General features: G+C 47.8%; 18 protein-coding genes, 1 pseudogene and 1 riboswitch. Of the genes and pseudogenes, 12 read left to right on the forward strand and 7 right to left on the reverse strand.

Going from position 1 to position 17,233, the window contains the following annotated elements:
• Nucleotides 1-44 precede the first annotated feature (44 nt).
• On the reverse strand, nt 45-1,517 hold the full coding sequence (locus tag HP401_RS12935; protein ID WP_087348096.1) for an aminotransferase class I/II-fold pyridoxal phosphate-dependent enzyme: 1,473 nt from the start codon (nt 1,515-1,517) through the stop codon (nt 45-47).
• A gap of 163 nt (nt 1,518-1,680) precedes the next feature.
• Between HP401_RS12935 and HP401_RS12940 the strand changes: the two are divergent.
• Nucleotides 1,681-2,643: pseudogene (locus HP401_RS12940) on the forward strand (NAD(P)H-dependent flavin oxidoreductase); the annotation flags it as partial.
• 84 nt (nt 2,644-2,727) lie between these two features.
• Here the strand turns inward: HP401_RS12940 and HP401_RS12945 are convergent.
• Nucleotides 2,728-3,363 carry a YktB family protein gene (locus HP401_RS12945; protein WP_142496425.1) on the reverse strand — a complete coding sequence of 212 codons (636 nt, stop codon included), beginning with the start codon at nt 3,361-3,363 and terminating at the stop codon, nt 2,728-2,730.
• A gap of 230 nt (nt 3,364-3,593) precedes the next feature.
• On the opposite strand from HP401_RS12945, the gene HP401_RS12950 reads away from it, so the two are divergent.
• From HP401_RS12950 to HP401_RS12960, 3 genes are all read left to right on the forward strand, one after another.
• Nucleotides 3,594-4,193, forward strand: a complete 600-nt coding sequence (locus HP401_RS12950) for a hypothetical protein (protein WP_173605277.1) — start codon at nt 3,594-3,596, stop codon at nt 4,191-4,193.
• Between the two features lie 227 nt (nt 4,194-4,420).
• Nucleotides 4,421-4,927, forward strand: a complete 507-nt coding sequence (locus HP401_RS12955) for a DUF4446 family protein (RefSeq protein ID WP_015892148.1) — start codon at nt 4,421-4,423, stop codon at nt 4,925-4,927.
• A 346-nt stretch (nt 4,928-5,273) separates the two neighbouring features.
• Complete coding sequence (locus tag HP401_RS12960; RefSeq protein WP_173605278.1) at nt 5,274-5,870, forward strand: hypothetical protein; 597 nt, start codon at nt 5,274-5,276, stop codon at nt 5,868-5,870.
• A gap of 115 nt (nt 5,871-5,985) precedes the next feature.
• On the opposite strand, the gene HP401_RS12965 is transcribed toward HP401_RS12960, so the two are convergent.
• A complete protein-coding gene (locus tag HP401_RS12965) occupies nt 5,986-6,480 on the reverse strand; it encodes a GNAT family N-acetyltransferase (protein WP_087348086.1) in 495 nt (164 codons plus the stop codon).
• Nucleotides 6,481-6,800: 320 nt separating this feature from the next.
• On the opposite strand from HP401_RS12965, the gene speD reads away from it, so the two are divergent.
• A complete protein-coding gene (gene speD / locus HP401_RS12970) occupies nt 6,801-7,202 on the forward strand; it encodes an adenosylmethionine decarboxylase (protein WP_007723244.1) in 402 nt (133 codons plus the stop codon).
• 79 nt (nt 7,203-7,281) lie between these two features.
• Here speD and HP401_RS12975 read toward each other — a convergent pair whose 3' ends face one another.
• A complete protein-coding gene (locus HP401_RS12975; protein WP_173605279.1) occupies nt 7,282-7,893 on the reverse strand; it encodes a YhcN/YlaJ family sporulation lipoprotein in 612 nt (203 codons plus the stop codon).
• Nucleotides 7,894-8,032: 139 nt separating this feature from the next.
• On the opposite strand from HP401_RS12975, the gene typA reads away from it, so the two are divergent.
• Nucleotides 8,033-9,874 carry a translational GTPase TypA gene (typA, locus tag HP401_RS12980; RefSeq protein ID WP_015892143.1) on the forward strand — a complete coding sequence of 614 codons (1,842 nt, stop codon included), beginning with the start codon at nt 8,033-8,035 and terminating at the stop codon, nt 9,872-9,874.
• A gap of 69 nt (nt 9,875-9,943) precedes the next feature.
• Here typA and HP401_RS12985 read toward each other — a convergent pair whose 3' ends face one another.
• Entirely contained in the window at nt 9,944-10,417 is a 474-nt protein-coding gene (locus HP401_RS12985; RefSeq protein WP_173605280.1) for a glutathione peroxidase, read from the reverse strand.
• A gap of 231 nt (nt 10,418-10,648) precedes the next feature.
• On the opposite strand from HP401_RS12985, the gene HP401_RS12990 reads away from it, so the two are divergent.
• From HP401_RS12990 to HP401_RS13000, 3 genes are all read left to right on the forward strand, one after another.
• Nucleotides 10,649-10,975: a YlaH-like family protein gene (locus tag HP401_RS12990; protein WP_064200516.1), complete on the forward strand. Its 327-nt coding sequence runs from the start codon at nt 10,649-10,651 to the stop codon at nt 10,973-10,975.
• A 10-nt stretch (nt 10,976-10,985) separates the two neighbouring features.
• Nucleotides 10,986-11,261, forward strand: a complete 276-nt coding sequence (locus HP401_RS12995; protein ID WP_173605281.1) for a hypothetical protein — start codon at nt 10,986-10,988, stop codon at nt 11,259-11,261.
• A gap of 190 nt (nt 11,262-11,451) precedes the next feature.
• Complete coding sequence (locus HP401_RS13000; RefSeq protein ID WP_173605282.1) at nt 11,452-12,834, forward strand: hypothetical protein; 1,383 nt, start codon at nt 11,452-11,454, stop codon at nt 12,832-12,834.
• Nucleotides 12,835-12,843: 9 nt separating this feature from the next.
• On the opposite strand, the gene HP401_RS13005 is transcribed toward HP401_RS13000, so the two are convergent.
• On the reverse strand, nt 12,844-13,185 hold the full coding sequence (locus HP401_RS13005; protein ID WP_007723262.1) for a DUF5665 domain-containing protein: 342 nt from the start codon (nt 13,183-13,185) through the stop codon (nt 12,844-12,846).
• Between the two features lie 138 nt (nt 13,186-13,323).
• On the opposite strand from HP401_RS13005, the gene HP401_RS13010 reads away from it, so the two are divergent.
• The 3 genes from HP401_RS13010 (at nt 13,324) to HP401_RS13020 (ending at nt 16,418) form a co-directional block, all read left to right on the forward strand.
• Nucleotides 13,324-13,782, forward strand: a complete 459-nt coding sequence (locus HP401_RS13010) for a pyridoxamine 5'-phosphate oxidase family protein (RefSeq protein ID WP_016740691.1) — start codon at nt 13,324-13,326, stop codon at nt 13,780-13,782.
• 74 nt (nt 13,783-13,856) lie between these two features.
• A riboswitch (SAM riboswitch) is annotated at nt 13,857-13,976 on the forward strand.
• Between the two features lie 94 nt (nt 13,977-14,070).
• Nucleotides 14,071-15,234: an aminotransferase class I/II-fold pyridoxal phosphate-dependent enzyme gene (locus tag HP401_RS13015; RefSeq protein ID WP_173605283.1), complete on the forward strand. Its 1,164-nt coding sequence runs from the start codon at nt 14,071-14,073 to the stop codon at nt 15,232-15,234.
• Nucleotides 15,231-16,418: a trans-sulfuration enzyme family protein gene (locus tag HP401_RS13020; protein WP_173605284.1), complete on the forward strand. Its 1,188-nt coding sequence runs from the start codon at nt 15,231-15,233 to the stop codon at nt 16,416-16,418. The genes HP401_RS13015 and HP401_RS13020 overlap by 4 nt, the downstream gene beginning before the upstream one ends.
• 23 nt (nt 16,419-16,441) lie before the next feature.
• Here the strand turns inward: HP401_RS13020 and HP401_RS13025 are convergent, their stop codons facing one another.
• Nucleotides 16,442-17,047 (reverse strand): YhcN/YlaJ family sporulation lipoprotein, encoded by a 606-nt coding sequence (locus HP401_RS13025; protein WP_173605285.1) that lies wholly within the window; start codon nt 17,045-17,047, stop codon nt 16,442-16,444.
• Nucleotides 17,048-17,233 lie beyond the last annotated feature (186 nt).

Raw genomic sequence — 17,233 nt, forward strand, 5'->3', positions numbered from 1 at the left:
CTGCTCTCTCGTGAAAGAGGCAGCCGTTTTTCGGTTCGGATCGCTTAGCCAGAAATGGCGGTTTGTCTTTTTACGACTTTGATCGTTTTCAGTGTCTCATCTTCAGGACCTTGTACAGGTAATCCGACTCGAATGTTCTCCTGGATGTATGCGATATTTTCCTCGGTGATTACCTCCCCAGGTAGGAAGATCGGGATGCCTGGAGGATACACCATGATGAACTCAGTGATGACTCGACCTGCTGCTTCCACTAATGGAATCGTCTCTGTTTCTGCATAGAAAGCATCCCGAGGGGTGGTGGACAGCACAGGGATATTCGGCAGGGAGATGGTCGGCTTGTCTTCTGCTTGTACGTGCGAAAATTCAACGGACAGATCACGCAAGCCATTTACCAGCGCACGGATGGATTCTTCCGTATCTCCGGCAGTAACGAAGCAGAGGATGTTATACAGATCGCTCATCTCTACCTCAATGTTATACTTGTCACGCAGCCAGTTCTCGACTTCCCATCCAGTGATTCCGAGATCGCGTACATGGATGAGGAGCTTGGTTGGGTCCATCGCAAAAGTCGCAGGCTTTCCAAGAATCTCCTTGCCCACGCAGTAAATACGCGGGATTTCGTTAATCATATCGCGTGCTTTTGTTGCCAGCTCCATCGCTTGATCCGCGAGCATTTTCCCGTTGAGGGCCAAGTGCTGACGCGCCATGTCCAACGACGCGAGGAAGATGTAAGAAGTCGAGGTCGTCGTGAGCATACTCATGACCGTTTTCACCCGATCCACATCGACGAGCCCTTCCCGTACATTCAAGATCGACGTTTGGGTCAAAGAGCCACCCAGCTTGTGTACGCTGGTCGCAGCCATGTCGGCACCTGCTTGCATGGCTGAAATCGGGAGCTCCTCGTGAAAATGAATATGCACACCATGCGCTTCGTCGACCAATACAGGAATTTCATAGTTATGCGCCGCCCGCACGATCTCACGCAGGTCACCTGCAATACCAAAGTACGTTGGGTTAATCACCAACAGAGCAGCAGCATCAGGGTGGGCTTCCAGTGCTTTTTGCACGGCCTTCACTGTGATCCCGTGAGAAATACCCAGGCGCTCGTCCATGGCAGGGTGAATAAAGATGGGGATTGCTCCAGCGAAAATAATCGCCGACATAATCGATTTGTGCACGTTACGCGGTACGATAATTTTGTCGCCAGGACTGCAGGTCGCCATAATCATCGCCATGATGGCACCGCTTGTACCTTGTACGGAAAAGAATGTATGGTCAGCGCCGAATGCCTCGGCTGCCAAATCTTGTGCTTCTTTAATCATTGCCTTCGGGTGATGCAAATCATCCAATGGCGCAATGTTGATGAGGTCTATCGAAAGAGCGTTGTCCCCGATGAACTCGCGAAATGCCGGATGCATACCCATACCCTTCTTATGGCCCGGAATGTGAAATTGAATCGGGTTCCGGTTGGCGTGCTCCAACAACCCGCTGAACAAAGGAGTTTTCATTTGTCTCACTACGATCGCCTCACTTTACTAATCAAGAATAATAAGGGGAAAAACAAACAAATTGAGTATAGCAAAATAGGGGGGGAAAGCAAGCGAATTTTTATTCAGGTTTACGTGTGGTGGCAGGAGTTTAGCCTGTAAGCCGAGAAGGTCATTTACACGAGGTGATAAAAGGATGAAAACGAGAGTAACGGAGCTACTTCAAATAGCATACCCAGTCGTTCAAGGCGGCTTGGCTTATTTAGCTTACGCAGACTTGGCTGCGGCTGTGTCAAATGCGGGGGGACTCGGTCAAATTACGGCGATGTCCTTGCCATCGGCTGAAGCGCTGCGAGAGGAGATTCGCAAGGTTCGTGCATTGACCGATAAGCCATTTGGTGTGAATTACGCAATTGGTCAACACGGTCGGCCGTATGAAGAAATGCTGGATGTGGCGATTGAAGAAGGAGTGACAGCTGTTTCGGTAACAGGAGGAAATCCAGAGCCACTGCTGCGCAGACTCGATGGTCATCCCATCAAAAAGCTTGTCTTGGTTGCATCTGCCCGCCAAGCACAAAAAGCTGAATCGATCGGCGCGGATGCTGTGATGGCTGTTGGTCAAGAAGGTGGGGGTCACCTGGGACGAGATGATATCGGGACGTTTGTTCTGATTCCGCGTGTGGTGGATTCCGTGAAAATCCCGGTATTGGCTAGCGGTGGTATCGGTGATGGTCGGGGAATTTTGGCAGCGCTTGCACTTGGTGCAGAAGGTGTGGAGATGGGAACGCGATTTATTGCGACGAAAGAATGTGTCCATGCCCATTCTGCTTATAAAGAGGCGTTAGTTACTGGAACCGAGCACGATACCGCAGTTATCAAGCGCACACTGGGGGCACCTGCGAGGGTCGTTCGTACACCAGGCTCTGATCATATTCTCCAATTGGAAAAAGAAGGGGCAGGCTACGAGCAGTTAAAGAGCTTCATCAGTGGAGAGAGCAATTGCACCTTTATTTATGAGGGCGACAGCCAGCGAGGCTTTGGGTGGGCTGGTCAGGTTATTGGATTGATTGATGATGTACCAAGTGTCCAACAATTGTTTGACCGCATGTTTGGCGATGTGAACAAGTCTTTGGATCGGCTGCGGTCTTTTTCCTAAAACAAAAGAACAGGCCTGCGTTTTTCAAATGAAAGCGGACCTGTTCTTTTGCATATAACTTAAGTAAAGAAAGCGGTAAGCGTTCTATCCACGAGAATTTCCTAATGTATAGAGCTTACTCAACACGCCAAATGTTTCTTCGAGTCGACTCACCAATGCTTCTCCGTCTGAAAGAATTGGATCATGACGATCAATGGTAATTCCGCAGAGCAACTCCGCTTTTTTTACCTGTGCCAGCCTGTCCACCAGCTTTTTCACGCCAGCCGTGCCCAATTCTTTTTGAGATGTACTTGCTGGTTGCATATGATCCGGGGACCAGTGAAAGTGCTCCGGAACCATCGCAAGAACCTCATCCAGATGCTTGTTAAATGCATGGCTGATGATCTCTTTGGAAGGAGACTCGTAGATTACCGCGTACCAAACGAACAAATGTGTTCCCCACAAGCCGATTTGAAAGTGCGGATGTTTTTTGTAACCGCGTTTATCATTAGCCCAGGCAACCCACGTATCAGCTGGTGGGTTCACCGTACGGCGAGCATGTTTTGCTATGTGCGTAAACATTTCATCCCCGGTTGCTACGGAGAGAAAAGGCGCAAAGTGTTGGCTGAGTACTTCGAATTTGGGACGGATATTGGTTTTGATCGCGTCCATCCGAGCATCCAGTCCATCAATGGCAAAAACATCAAAATCTTCTTGACGAAAACCTGGAAATGTTGGCATGTAACAAACACCTCTTTTAAGCATCATCAAACCCTACTGGAAAGAAAAGGGCGATCGTCCCCGTCAAGGGAGCTTGGAATCCTCCATATGATATCATACCATCTAGGAAAAAAATACATGCCGAGTTTATGAATAGCAAAACCAAAGCCTGAATAATATGATATACCACTCACTCCCTTACGGCGAAAACGATATCTGAGTATTCTGTCAACGGGAGGGGCCTGTAGAAGATGAATCTCGGCATGGAGTTGGAGTATTTCCATTTGGCAGTTTGGTTTGACCGCAAAACATTGCACGCGATGGTGCAGGCCCTGGTGGAAGCAGGGGTGAGCGTCACGTGGAAAGAATCTCCCGAGCAGTTTCACCTCCTCGTGAACACCACAGATGGCCGATCCGACTGGAAAATGCAGCGTTTAAATGGGTCCTATAAGCTGCACATTGCAGGCATTCCTGTCAATGATTCTCGGGTGGCACTCGTACTGTACCACTTCGTAGAGCGGGCAAAAGGGCATGCCATGATCAAGGTCACTTTTGAGGAGTGCGTCTTGCTGAAGCAAATCCAGTACGGAGAAGTTATCAGAATAGTGGAATTAAAAGGAGCTGAGAAAAAAGTGATCTATGAAAAATTTTGCAATGTAACGATGGATCAGGTAATTGCCGCGATGAAACGACGTGACTCGGAAGAACGCATCCCGGTACTGCGTCTGGAGTTGGATTATGAACTGGCGACGTTGTATGACGCGATGCAAGCCAAAGACCAAAGTCAGATGAAACACTCCACAGAGCGATTAAAACAGCTCCGTCGGGAAATGTTGCTTTTGGAAGCGTAGGCAGACTGGAGGATAGCCAAAGGACGATGAGTTTGACACAAACCAATACGGAATGAAAAAGCGACATCTCAAACAAATGAGGGTGTCGCTTTTTTTGGTGGAAAAGTCGCTCATTTAGTAATTGTTGTTTTTATAAAAGACTTGTTTGAATGGGAGGCCCGACGGTTGTACAATAAAGAAGGTTTTTAACAGCATATTTACGTACGCGCCGGAAAGGAAGAAAAGTTTTGGAAGCATTCCTATCACAAATCCCCACTGTAGCGATCCTGCTTTTAGCCGTCATCGCATTAACACTGATCCTGTTATGGATCGTGATTATGCAGTCAGTTCGGACCAGTCGATTGAGGAAATCGATCAACCGGATTATGACAGGGACGGGAGGAGCCAATCTCGAGGAAGGCTTGCATAAACTGCTGGATCAGGTAGAGGAAATGAAAAAGCAGCATAGCGATCAGCAGTTTGCCATCAATCGTCTGTCACAACGAATGGCAGCGCAATGCGGCAAAGTAGCGATTATCCGTTACAATGCCTTCGGGGATGTCGGCAGTGATCTTAGCTTTTCGCTGGCGGTAACAGATGACGCTGGGAACGGCGTCGTGATCACCAGCATTTTTGGACGAGAAGAATCTCGCGTGTACGCCAAGCCGCTAGAGCAGGGTACATCGACCTACCATTTGTCTGAAGAAGAACAGGCTGCGATCAAAAAAGCGATGACCTCAACCGCAGGGATATAAGTCGCTTTGAATTTCAATGAAACAGCAAGCATTTGAGTGAATCAGGGAGTTCTTTTCATTTCCCTGCTTCTGATTGCGGATATTCCGGTTTTTTGCTAAAATTCATCGTCATTTTGCTCAAGACTTTTGAGGGCACCTGAGGTATAATAAAGATGTCAGAAATGGCTTTTTTGCGAAAAACAAAAAGTAGGTGATCCGCCTTCATTACCCAAATCGATTTTCGATGCGGAGGGCAAGGCCAGGTTCTACAGCGTTCTTTTGTTGATACTTAGCGTATCTCCTCTGTTTTGGATAACTGTTCGGTCATACTCGACCCATGCAAACCAAAAGAATTGAGGAGATATTTATGGCACAGCGTTTAGCAACTAATTACGCCAAGGCCTATTTTACGGTGAATGAAGAAGAGCTGAACCAGTTCGTTTCGCTTTTCACCAATGAACACATTTCAGTCCAAGTCAAAGTGTGTGACAATGGCGATCGTGACGTAATCTTGAATGACAAGACCGGCGAAATTCAATTGAGTTTCTGTCGGATTGGCAGCCGCTACTCATGCGACAGCTCGTATCTGATCCAAGATCGGCAGCTGGCAAATGCTATGAGAAAAGCAATGAAAGCGTTCCGAGGCTATGGAATTGTCCACCGGATTTACGACGGCTTCACAATGGTGTATCACTACGATCAAGGATCGGTTGTGAGCATTCAGGAGCTAACCGGAGACGAAGAAGTGTCCATCTTTGAAAATAACTCTCTGCACATGGCCAATGAGCTGGAGGCTTTGTTCCAGCAGGATGGTAGCGAGCAGGAGATTGAGTCCTTACGTCAAGAAACGGACCGATGGCTGGATTTGCGTAATTGGGCAAAAAGAACTGCCCCAGAAAAACTTCCAGCAATTGATGTTCGATTGGTAATGTTATCGCGACGTCTATTTGAATTAGAAGTTTAGTGAAGGAAGGGTGCCCATGGCGCCCTTTTTTATTTATGTGATCAGGTAGCGAAGTAAGAAAAAGCGGGTTTCCTCCTAACAAGAGGTGCCCGCTTTTACTATTTGTCCTTCACATTTAGCGCAAGGGTAATGGCTTGCTCATATTGTACCAAATTTCTCCGGCGTGATCTGAGCTGGAAACACCGTTGTTGAGGTATCCATGTCTTTCATAGTAGCCAATCAAATTATCTTTACACGTAAGAGTGATCGTCTCGCGACCGGACACTTTTGCGGATGCTTCCAGATGTGCTAGGAGCATGGAGGCAATGCCGCGATTTTGAAAAGTGGGAGAAACCGCTAAACCTAAAATAGTTTGATGACCGCCAGATGCCGGATTTTCTTTAATCGTTTGAAAAAGATCATCAGTAATGAAGGGAGATTCAATGACGGGTCCATTGATCAAGCCAGCAATGATCCCATCCGCTTCCGCTACAAAAAAACTGTCAGGAATCAATCGAATACGTTTCTCAAATGCTTCTTGTGTTGCAGCTTCTTCTGGTGAGAAGCAAAGGTGCTCGATAGCGATTAGTGCTGGCAAATCTTCTGGTTTGGCATTACGGATAGTAATCATGTGTTGTAATCCTCTCCATTCAGGTTCCTTTCTAAAAGTTTAGCATATATCGTAATAGGTGAAAGCCACTTGTAGTAGGCGTCTGCTCTCCATTCTGTAGAGACAGCCGTCATGCCTATTTGTAATGTTCTTATAGATTATTGAAAAAGGGTATTGTCAAACTAGGCCGATGCATGGTATTGTTGTTTTCGTTGGAAACAGGATTAGGAACCAGGATTCACTTTAAAGGGTGGATAACAACGGAAACCGCCCCCGTTAGTGAATGACGCAGGTCCTAGCGATGTTTAACATTACACTCGTTAGGAAGGGGGAACCGAAAGATGGAATATTCGACTTTCGGAAGACACGTTGCTGTTGACACATGGGGAGTTCAGTTTGATTTGTTGAACGACGCAGAATTTTTGAAAAAGGAAATGATTGAGGCTGCTGAGGCATGCGGTGCTACGGTACTGAGTGTGCAAGCGAAGCAGTTTTCTCCTCAGGGTGCTACCGTACTGGTTCTTCTCTCGGAAAGCCACCTGTCCATTCATACGTATCCTGAGCGCGGCTTTGCTGCTCTGGATTGCTACACGTGTGGGGAAACCGTTGATCCGCAAATCGCCATCGACTACTTGGTATCCGTGCTAAAGCCGGAAAAAACTTACGCGAAGAAATTAGTTCGTGGTTTGGGTGAACTGCAAGTTGTTGAGCCAGAAATGAAACTGGTTGAAGCGGCAAAGTAAGTAACAAATGGAAAAGTTTTCAAGAGGTGCGGACTAATTCCGCACCTCTTTTATATGGAGCTTCGATTCCTATTTGTCATCATGGAGTGACAGTAGGGATTCTGAGACCCATATCGTGGAGCAGAGAACGAAATTCCGTGGATGTATTGGTGATTTGATTGTTCATGTCGGGCCTCACATCAACTTGATTGGTCCGATGCGTCGCTTCTTCATAAATATCTGCATGGATGGCACGAATCCGATCAAATGTGGCTGCGTCGGAGGCTACTTGGATGGAGAAGTGGGGAACACGTGAACGAACGGCTGAGTGGACTTGCTGTTCGATTATGCGCGTTTGCTCAGGGCCAAAATTTTTTCGAACACGAATTCCGATGACAGCATCTGTTCCACTCACGAGAACAGTAGCCCGCTCCACACCAGGTACTTCATCTGCGACCAAGGTGAGCTGTTCAGCCAAATCCTGATTGAAACCATTGACCGTATAGCCTTTGTGATAATTGCGGGCATTGATTCCGCCAGTGTAGGCATGATAATCATGAGTGAGGCTTGTCCTGGTACCCGGGGCTTGCTGATAGGTGGTACTTTGTGTGTGCGCTTGATTTTTTGGATGGCTGCTCGAGCTTGCGCATCCGGTCAACATGGTTGCAATCGTTAGCAAGCCAACCAAATATTTCGGGCCGTACCGATTCATACGTATGCCACCTCCATTTTCCTTAGTATGACGAAAATAAAGTTCCCTACTCTGGAAGTGGCTCCCGTAAAAAACTGCCCATTGTGCCGCGTTTCACTACCTGTTAATATGGAAGGTATGCATAATAGAGGAGGTTCACATGAAGCGTCTTGACATACGCAACATTGCAATTATTGCCCACGTTGACCACGGAAAAACCACGCTGGTTGACAAACTTTTGATCCAATCGGGCACATTCCGCTCGAACCAACAGGTAGAAGAGAGAATGATGGACTCTAACGACCTGGAGCGCGAGCGTGGAATCACGATCCTGGCGAAAACTACTTCTGTCAAATACAATGATTTCACGATTAACATCTTGGATACACCAGGCCATGCTGACTTCGGTGGCGAGGTTGAGCGTATCATGAGCATGGTGGATGGCGTTCTGTTGATCGTCGACGCCTTCGAAGGCTGTATGCCACAAACGCGCTTTGTATTGAAAAAAGCGCTGGAAGCAAAAGTTACCCCTATCGTTGTCGTGAACAAAGTAGACCGCGACAATGCACGTCCTCAAGAAGTTATCAACGAAGTGTACGACCTGTTCATTGATCTGGATGCGACGGAAGACCAACTGGAATTCCCAATCGTATATGCTTCCGGTCTGCAAGGGATTGCAGGACTTGAGCCAGATAAGCTGGAAGGCGACCTTCGCCCACTGTTTGACACCATCGTAGAGCATATGCCTGCTCCTGACGCAGACGAATCCGCTCCGCTCCAAATGCAAGTAACCATGCTGGATTACAACGACTTTTTGGGTCGTATCGGGATTGGCCGCATCTATCGCGGAACCATGAACCTGAATGAAATGGTATCTGTCACTACTCGCGATGGCGAAGTAAAAAAAGCACGGATTCAAAAGCTGTTCGGTTTCTCCGGATTGCAACGTGTTGAGCAAAAAACAGCAAGAGCAGGAGATATCGTAGCGATTTCTGGTATTGACGATATCAACGTAGGGGAAACGGTTTGCCACGTTGATCATCCAGAGGCATTGCCACTCTTGAAAATTGACGAGCCAACTCTGCAAATGACGTTCCTTGTGAATAACAGCCCGTTTGCTGGTCGCGAAGGTAAGCACGTGACTTCCCGCAAGCTGCGTGATCGTCTGATGTCTGAGCTGGAGACAGATGTATCTCTGCGTGTAGATGAAACAGATTCGCCAGATGCGTATGTGGTTTCTGGACGCGGTGAATTGCACTTGTCCATCTTGGTAGAGAACATGCGTCGTGAAGGCTTTGAGCTGGGTGTGTCCAAGCCTGAGGTTATCATTCGTATGATCGATGGACAAAAAATGGAACCGGCTGAGCTGTTGATCATTGATGTACCTGAGGAATACACAGGGCCGGTTATGGAGACATTGGGTCAACGTAAAGCCGAGATGGTTAACATGATCAACAACGGCTTCGGACAAGTTCGCCTGGAATTCATTATTCCATCCCGCGGTTTGATTGGATATCGTACAGAGTTCTTGACGATTACACGCGGTTACGGTATTCTCAACCACTCCTTTGACAGCTATCGTCCACTTGTACCAGGAGCGGTAGGAGGACGTCACGCAGGGGTACTTATTTCCCACGAGACAGGAACAGCTACCACGTACGGCTTGATGTCCGTAGAAGATCGCGGAACGATGTTCATTCACCCAGGTACAGAAGTATACGAAGGCATGATCGTGGGCGAGCACAACCGTGACAACGATCTTGTTGTAAACGTATGTAAAGAAAAGCATGCGACCAACGTACGTTCTGCGACCAAGGATGAGACTGTCAAAATGAAGGCTCCTCGCATGTTGTCTTTGGAAGAGGCACTGGAATATCTGAACGACGATGAGCTGTGCGAAGTAACACCTCAATCCGTTCGTCTGCGCAAAAAATATCTGAACAAATCAGATCGTGAGCGCTATGAGAAGCAAAGACGCTATGAAGCACAACCGCAAGCGTAAGATTGATTAGAAAAGAACGCCACTTGATCCTGTTTGGGGATGAAGTGGCGTTTTTATTTGGGCTTGTCCTTACAACAGATTCTCGATATTTGAGCTGAGTTCTTCGGGTTGAGTACGAGCACTGATGCGTTTCACGACACGACCGTCTTTATCCACGAGGAATTTGGCGAAGTTCCATTCGATATCTGGATTTTCTTCGCTTGGAGCATGTTCCTTCAAGTACTGATACAACGGGTGGGTACCAGGACCATTGACATCGATCTTCGCAAAAAGCGGGAACGTCACGCCGTAATTGCGATCGCAGAACGTTGCGATTTCTTCTTCTGTTCCAGGCTCTTGCCCAGCGAACTGGTTGCAAGGAAAGCCGAGAACGACGAGACCCTTATCTTGATAACGCTCATACAGCTCCTGTAGCCCTTTGTATTGAGGGGTAAGTCCGCATTGGCTGGCGACGTTCACGATTAGCAGTACGTGGCCTTTGAAGGCGGCCAAAGTCTTTTCTTCACCGGAAATCGTTTTGACGGCAATATCATACAAGCTCATCTTATTCCCACCTTTTTCTACTGACATATCCCCATCATAGCATGTACGGCGAAAATCATGCCAGCCACATGGAAGGTCCTACCGTTTTTTGACACAGAATCCACCACCTGATAAAGTAAGAAAGATAGCGTTTTCCTAAGAAAAAAGGAGTGACTATTCGTTTCATTCCGCCTATGAGGTGGCATGTGAAGCGGTAGGGGTTTCACCGCTTGAAGACAGGAGAGATAAGTGATGGACTGGATACAAATCGCATCAACCTATGTGCCAACGAATCCAGATCAGCTCACAGCATTTGACAGCTTTCGCATGTGGGCTGATAAATATCGCGCTTGGATTTTGTTTGCGGAATTAATTATTGTCTATTATCTTGGCTTTGCTACCCGTATCCGTATGCCTATTTTGAAAAATGTGCTCTTGTACATCCTTTTATTTGTTGGAGCTCTCATTTTCGCTATTTTGGATGTGCAGCTTCCTGTGAAAAGTGCAATGCTGGTGGCGATCGCGATTCTCGTGATTGTAAAGGTACGTATCAAACCGGATCAAACTGGGCGAAAGTGAGGAGAATCGCGTGAAGCGTGAAGATGCACTTTTTAATTGGCTCCAAATTCAATTGGTTGCCGATGCGCGACCAGAGGACCGCTCTGCTTTGGATACAGCTGCTTTTTTCTTGCAATTGCTACATGAGGATCATCAAATGAGCGATATCGGCTACCGTCAGGAAGGTAGCTGGTATGTGCTATCGGGGAACGCTGATTCACAGTCCGTTGAAGTGCGATACCCTGCTGAATCAGTCGAAGCTTTATTGGTCGCGATTGAAAGTGAGCCCAAGTACAACTGCAAATAACGGGACAAAGACTCCTCTCCACTTGCCGAAATGATTCGGAAGTTGGGGGGAGTTTTTTTGTTTCAAGCGCTTTTCATAGGTAATAAGACGCGGTTTCCTGGATGCTGCAACTTTTGAAAATGATTTCCCGTCAATAGGAAAGACCCAAGCAAGCAGGGGGATTTTGGCAGACTAGAAGGGGGAACTACCATTGAAGAAGTACATGACCAAGCCCGTATTAGCAGTTGTGACAGCGGCAGGTATTCTTGGCTGTTTAACGCCAATTTTTGCCAATGCAAGCTCGATTGCTAGTCCAAGTGCCACAAAGGTAGTCATGAATGACGAGGGGAAGCAAGTCACGCGCTACAATTTAAAAGAACTGGCCCAAAATGATCCAACCACGTTGAACATGCTCTTGAAAAATCAAGCGGATCACTTGTACATCATTGTAGATGAAATCAACTTGAATACGAAGCTCCAAACGTATATGGAAGAAAACAAAGCGGAGTGGGAGCGTATCTACAACGAGTACTACAGCGACATCTGGCTGGAAGTGCGCCTGACAGAGAATGCTGAAGAAATCGTGAGCGTAAATGCCAAGACTGAAAATAACAAGGTGTACATAAAGGGGATTGTGACTTCGGATGTCACCAAGGTGGTAGTGAAAAAGCCGAATTCCGACATCATTGAAGTCGTTCCGACCAACGAGCATTCTTTTACGGTCAGCTTTGAAGCTCCGGATGCATCCTATGAGCCGTATGTAACCGTAAGTGCCTATGCAGGCAGCAAGCTGGTCGATAGCGAACAGGTAAAGATCGTTCCAAAAGCAGAAGAAGATCAGGAAATGATCATCCATACCATGTCTGTATTGGATGCGAAGAAAAAGGAATTAAAAGTAAAAGGAATTGTCAAGCAGGGGGCAGACAAAGTAACTGTCACCTATAATGGCGTGAAAAAAGACGCAAGCGTGAAGAAGCTGTGGGATGGCGTAGGCAGCTTTACAGTTACAGTAAAGGATGTACAAGCCGCAAAAGATCAAAAAGCCTTGATCGAGGTTTACGAGGATGGCAAGAAGGTTGATTCCGAATCCGTTCAGGTAGAAATCGTTAACGCTCCTGACAAGGATCAAGCGACCGCATATGTCATCAAGGCGACTGCTGTAAACAATCCTGCCGCTAAGTCCATCCAAGTGAAGGGGACAGTAAGCGGCTGGAACAAAAAGGACGATGCTGAGCTGGTTGTGATCGCTCCTGACGGGAAGAAAAAAGAGATCAAACCGAATGACAAAGGCGAGTTCTCTTTGACGTTGTCTTACAAGAATCATTCCTTTAGTGCTAAATCGATTCAATTCGCATTGTATGAAGACGATAAGCTGATTAAGAAAGCTGACGTTGCACTCAGCACAAAGGTCATTGTCGAGCCTGTGAAGCCAACAGACGGCGATGAAGACGATGATGATGACAAAAAGAAAAAAGAAAAAGGGAAGCAGAAAGATAAGCATCCCAACGGCAATGCGTATGGCTATTGGAAAAAGCACGGTAAGGAATGGAATGAAGATCACGATGATGACGATCATGACGAGGACAGAGACTAGTCTCTATCATTAAGGCCGTTGCTTGTAAGTCTCGACGTACTCCACCAATTGTCTGATGTAATCCCCCAAAATGGGGATCGAAAGAAATTGCGTCAAGAGGGAGCCGAGGAAAGCCAAAACGATAGCAGTACCAATCGTCAATCCCAGACCCCGGGCAAGACCTGCGAGGAAATTGATCCAGAGCAGCTTGCGCGGGGCTGTGTAATTTTGGATCACATCTGCTAGTCGGATATCTTCTAAGAACATCGCAATTTTGTGCATCCGCTCATTTACCTTCCGAACTTCCTGAAGCTCTTCAAGTACTTGGTCAATTTGCTGCATGAGGCGATCTGTAGGCGACAAGCTGTCCATCCCCTTCCATCATTCGGTATCGTTACCTACCAGTCTAGGGAAAAAGACAACCAGAATCAAGGTGGAGAGGAAACGTTTGCCTATCAGCTATGCGAAGGGTAAAATGAACGTACTAAACGTTTGATAGGAGGCTTTGAAATGGCTGAAACTGTTTCCCAAACTCTTTCCGAAGATTTATTCAAGCTCTTGCAAAAGGAGCGTTTTGTTACCTTGGGCACAGTAGACCATGAGTCAGGAGCACCATCGCTCAGTTCCTTGTCCTGGACGTATGCTGTCAGCGCCGATACGATTCGTTTTGCCGTGGATAATCGCTCACGTATTTTGGCTAATATTGCGAAGGAACCGCAGGTTGTCCTGCATTTGATCGGTGCGGGCTCGTCTTTCGCCATTAATGGTCGTGCTGTCGTTAAAACAGACCGCCTAGAAGGTGTTCCGCTCAAGCTGGCCATGGTAGAGATCAAAATTGAGGCTGTTCGTGATATTATGTTTTACGGTTCCCGTATTTCCGCAGAACCACAATATGAAAAGACGTATGACAAAAACGCAGCAGCGAAGCTGGACAATCAAGTGATGACCGCCCTGAAGGATGCAAATTAACGGGTGGAAATAAATTGTTGACAAGAATCCTGCCGATCCATTAGTATTAGGGTCAATCGAATTGAATAGCAATCTTCTTATCCAGAGCGGCGGAGGGACTGGCCCGATGATGCCCGGCAACCAATCACCTGTATTTTAACAGGGAGATAATGGTGCTAATTCCTGCAGAGTTATCAAACTCTGAAAGATGAGAAGGATTTGCTTACGGTGACGTAAACAAAGCCTTCTTTCAGAGGAAAGAGGGCTTTTTTGATGCCCTCGTACACTATTGGAGGGAGAGAAACAGACATGAAATTGGAAACAAAGTTGATTCAGGCGGGAGTAGGCAAAGACGAAAAAACAGGGGCGGTGAGCTTTCCTGTTTACTATGCAACGGCTTATCGTCATCCTGCCTTGGGCCAGAGCACTGGCTATGACTATACGCGCACAGCTAATCCTACTCGCACCATTTTGGAGGAGACCATCGCTATAGCGGAATCAGGAGATGCAGGATTCGCCTGCGCCTCGGGAATGGCCGCTGTTCATACCGTCATGGGCTTGTTTTCCCAAGGAGATCATCTGATTGTTTCGCTCGATCTGTACGGGGGAACCTATCGATTGTTCGAGCAAGTGCTCTCTCGTTACGGTCTGACGTTTACGTACGTGGATTTGCGTGACATTGGAGCACTGAAAAATGCGATTCGCCCAGATACAAAGGCCATTTTCGTCGAGACACCAACCAATCCGCTCATGCAGATTACCGATATTCGAGCAGTAGCACAATTGGCGAAGCAGCACAGTCTCCTGACGATTGTAGACAACACTTTCTTAACCCCGTATTGTCAACGCCCACTAGAGCTTGGTGCAGATATCGTCTTACATAGTGCGACCAAGTATTTGGCAGGACACAATGATGTGTTGGCTGGACTCATCGTAACAAAAGGAGAAGAGTTGTCGGAAAAAATCCGGTTTTTGCACAATTCAATCGGTGCTGTACTCGGACCTCAAGATTGCTGGCTTCTCATTCGCGGGATGAAAACATTGGCATTGCGGATGGAGCGCCATCAATCCAATGCCTTGATTGTAGCGGAAAAGCTGCGTGAGCATCCGGCAGTAGCGGAGGTATTTTATCCGGGTCTGTCCGAGCATCCGGGACATGAGATCCAGGTGAATCAAGCGACAGGGCATAGTGGGATGGTATCGTTCCGCGTACGCGATGTGGAGCAGGTGGGGGTATTCCTGCAAAATCTGCAAATCGTGTCCTTTGCCGAAAGCCTGGGGGGTGTCGAGTCATTGTGTACGTATCCGGCGACGCAGACTCACGCGGATATCCCGCAAGAAGTCAGAGAGCATGTCGGTGTTTGTGATCGATTGTTGCGGCTGTCGGTTGGCATCGAGCATCCAGATGATGTCGTAGCCGATTTGTTTCAGGCCTTGAATGCTAGTTTGGTCGTAGGGGGGAGTGTACGATGAATTTTGCCACCAAGCTCCTCCACGGTTCCACTTGCATTGACCCGTTCACAGGTGCGTCGTCGGTTCCGATTTATCAAGCTTCTACGTTTCATCAGGCTGATATCGATCAGCCATGTGCATTCGATTATGCCAGATCAGGCAATCCGACCAGGCAGGCTTTGGAAGAAGGCATTGCGACTCTAGAAGGAGGCGCACGCGGTTTCGCGTTCTCATCTGGCATGGCTGCCATTTCCAGCGTTTTCATGCTGTTTTCTGCCGGAGATCATGTTGTAGTGGCGGAAGATGTATACGGTGGCACGTTTCGGTTTTTGACCAAGGTATTGTCGAGAATGGGCATCTCTGTAACGTTCGTGGATGCGACAGAGACAGAAGCCGTTCGTGCGGCCATTACACCGGCAACAAAAGGGGTTTACCTGGAGACCCCCTCCAATCCCACCTTAAAGGTGACAGATATTGCAGCGGTTTCTCGTATCGCGAAAGAGCACGGCTTGCTCGTCATCGTCGATAATACGTTCCTTACCCCGTATTACCAGCGACCATTGGAACTTGGCGCAGATGTGGTCATTCATAGTGCAACAAAGTTTATCGGAGGGCATAGCGACGTCGTGGCTGGTCTGGCCGTGACCAGGGAGGCTGCATTAGGGGAGCAGCTCTACTTTATCCAGAATGGCATGGGAGCGATTTTGGGTGTGCAGGACTGCTGGCTCGTGATGCGTGGGCTCAAAACATTGAAAGCCCGACTGGATGTGAGTACGAAGACAGCCGCGGACTTGGCTGAGTGGTTGTCTACGCATCCACAGGTAAGCCGAGTTTACTATACGGGACTAGCGGATCACCCCGGTCACCTGATTCAAACACAACAAGCGACTGGTCATGGGGCTGTTCTTTCCTTTGATGTAGGGAGCCGTGAGCGAGCAAAAGCGCTGTTTGATCGCGTGAAATTGCCGATTGTGGCAGTCAGCCTCGGGGCAGTGGAAACGATTCTCTCGTATCCAGCTACGATGTCACATGCAGCGATGCCCGCTGAAGAAAGAGCTGCAAGGGGAATCACAGACGGTTTGATCAGATTGTCAGCTGGTCTAGAGGATTTCGATGACTTGGTGGCAGATTTGAAGCAAGCACTGGATCATTTGCCATCTGAAGCACCAGTCCATAAAGAAAAAGAGGTATTCTCCCGGGCTTAAATCCGGGGGATACCTCTTTTTGTTTATGGTGTGCCTGTACGATTTGCGTTGATTTTGTTTTGTCCTTGTGGCTCTTTGTGCATGCGTTTTTCTTTTACTTGGGAAGGGGTTTCTTCACGAGGCTGCACACTGCGTGGCAGTTGGGGGATGATCCGACCTACCATATCCGCCAACTCTTCGGTAATTCCGGCAATCGGATGGCCACGACGAATATCATCTCTCATTTCCCGTAAACGCTGGACGATGGCAGGGTCTGCAGTAACGACAGCATTCGCTCCTTGGGGGTCTTCTTTCAGAGCTTCCGCAACTGTATACTTAATGACGCCAACTTCTGGGCGATCCAGATTCGGATCCACAGTAATACCGACTACCGCATATTTGCCCAAGACCACAGCCGTGGCGCTGTGCACCCTTTTCACACGTGTTGCTAGTTGGGCGAGACGATCAGCGGTGGCTTGGGAAGATTGATTATAAGCAGGCTCGGGAGCTGTTTGCTGAACACGCTGAGTATGAGTGGCATGCTTCGGCTGTTGTGCAGCCTGATTCGTCGGGGGTATATTGCCTGACGTACATGCTGTAAGCAACAAGCTAAAACCGAGACAGTAGATCATGATCCGTTTCACAGGCATTCTCCCTTTCCCAGTATTGCCTTCCTTCGTTAGGAGGGCAGGGTTACAAGTATTTTGTTCTGGGCTGTCCATTTTCATTCTGCCAATGGGTCGTCTATCTCTGTCTACCTGAACATAGACTGTAGTACATCACGTCGCCGCACTTGAGCATCCCTCCAAAAATTGCATAGGGTATATAAGAAGGGT

The sequence above is a fragment of the Brevibacillus sp. HB2.2 genome, from assembly GCF_013284275.1.
GTDB lineage: Bacteria > Bacillota > Bacilli > Brevibacillales > Brevibacillaceae > Brevibacillus > Brevibacillus brevis_D.

What these genes read in the sequence shown, in the direction of transcription:
- speD (WP_007723244.1), top strand. Translation starts at nt 6,801, where the DNA reads ATGGAATATTCGACTTTCGGAAGACACGTTGCTGTTGACACATGGGGA.
- typA (WP_015892143.1), top strand. Translation starts at nt 8,033, where the DNA reads ATGAAGCGTCTTGACATACGCAACATTGCAATTATTGCCCACGTTGAC.
- HP401_RS12960 (WP_173605278.1), top strand. Translation starts at nt 5,274, where the DNA reads ATGGCACAGCGTTTAGCAACTAATTACGCCAAGGCCTATTTTACGGTG.
- HP401_RS12965 (WP_087348086.1), bottom strand. Translation starts at nt 6,480, where the DNA reads ATGATTACTATCCGTAATGCCAAACCAGAAGATTTGCCAGCACTAATC.
- HP401_RS12975 (WP_173605279.1), bottom strand. Translation starts at nt 7,893, where the DNA reads ATGAATCGGTACGGCCCGAAATATTTGGTTGGCTTGCTAACGATTGCA.
- HP401_RS12950 (WP_173605277.1), top strand. Translation starts at nt 3,594, where the DNA reads ATGAATCTCGGCATGGAGTTGGAGTATTTCCATTTGGCAGTTTGGTTT.
- HP401_RS13020 (WP_173605284.1), top strand. Translation starts at nt 15,231, where the DNA reads ATGAATTTTGCCACCAAGCTCCTCCACGGTTCCACTTGCATTGACCCG.
- HP401_RS12985 (WP_173605280.1), bottom strand. Translation starts at nt 10,417, where the DNA reads ATGAGCTTGTATGATATTGCCGTCAAAACGATTTCCGGTGAAGAAAAG.
- HP401_RS13025 (WP_173605285.1), bottom strand. Translation starts at nt 17,047, where the DNA reads ATGCCTGTGAAACGGATCATGATCTACTGTCTCGGTTTTAGCTTGTTG.
- HP401_RS12990 (WP_064200516.1), top strand. Translation starts at nt 10,649, where the DNA reads ATGGACTGGATACAAATCGCATCAACCTATGTGCCAACGAATCCAGAT.
- HP401_RS13010 (WP_016740691.1), top strand. Translation starts at nt 13,324, where the DNA reads ATGGCTGAAACTGTTTCCCAAACTCTTTCCGAAGATTTATTCAAGCTC.
- HP401_RS12945 (WP_142496425.1), bottom strand. Translation starts at nt 3,363, where the DNA reads ATGCCAACATTTCCAGGTTTTCGTCAAGAAGATTTTGATGTTTTTGCC.
- HP401_RS13015 (WP_173605283.1), top strand. Translation starts at nt 14,071, where the DNA reads ATGAAATTGGAAACAAAGTTGATTCAGGCGGGAGTAGGCAAAGACGAA.
- HP401_RS13005 (WP_007723262.1), bottom strand. Translation starts at nt 13,185, where the DNA reads ATGGACAGCTTGTCGCCTACAGATCGCCTCATGCAGCAAATTGACCAA.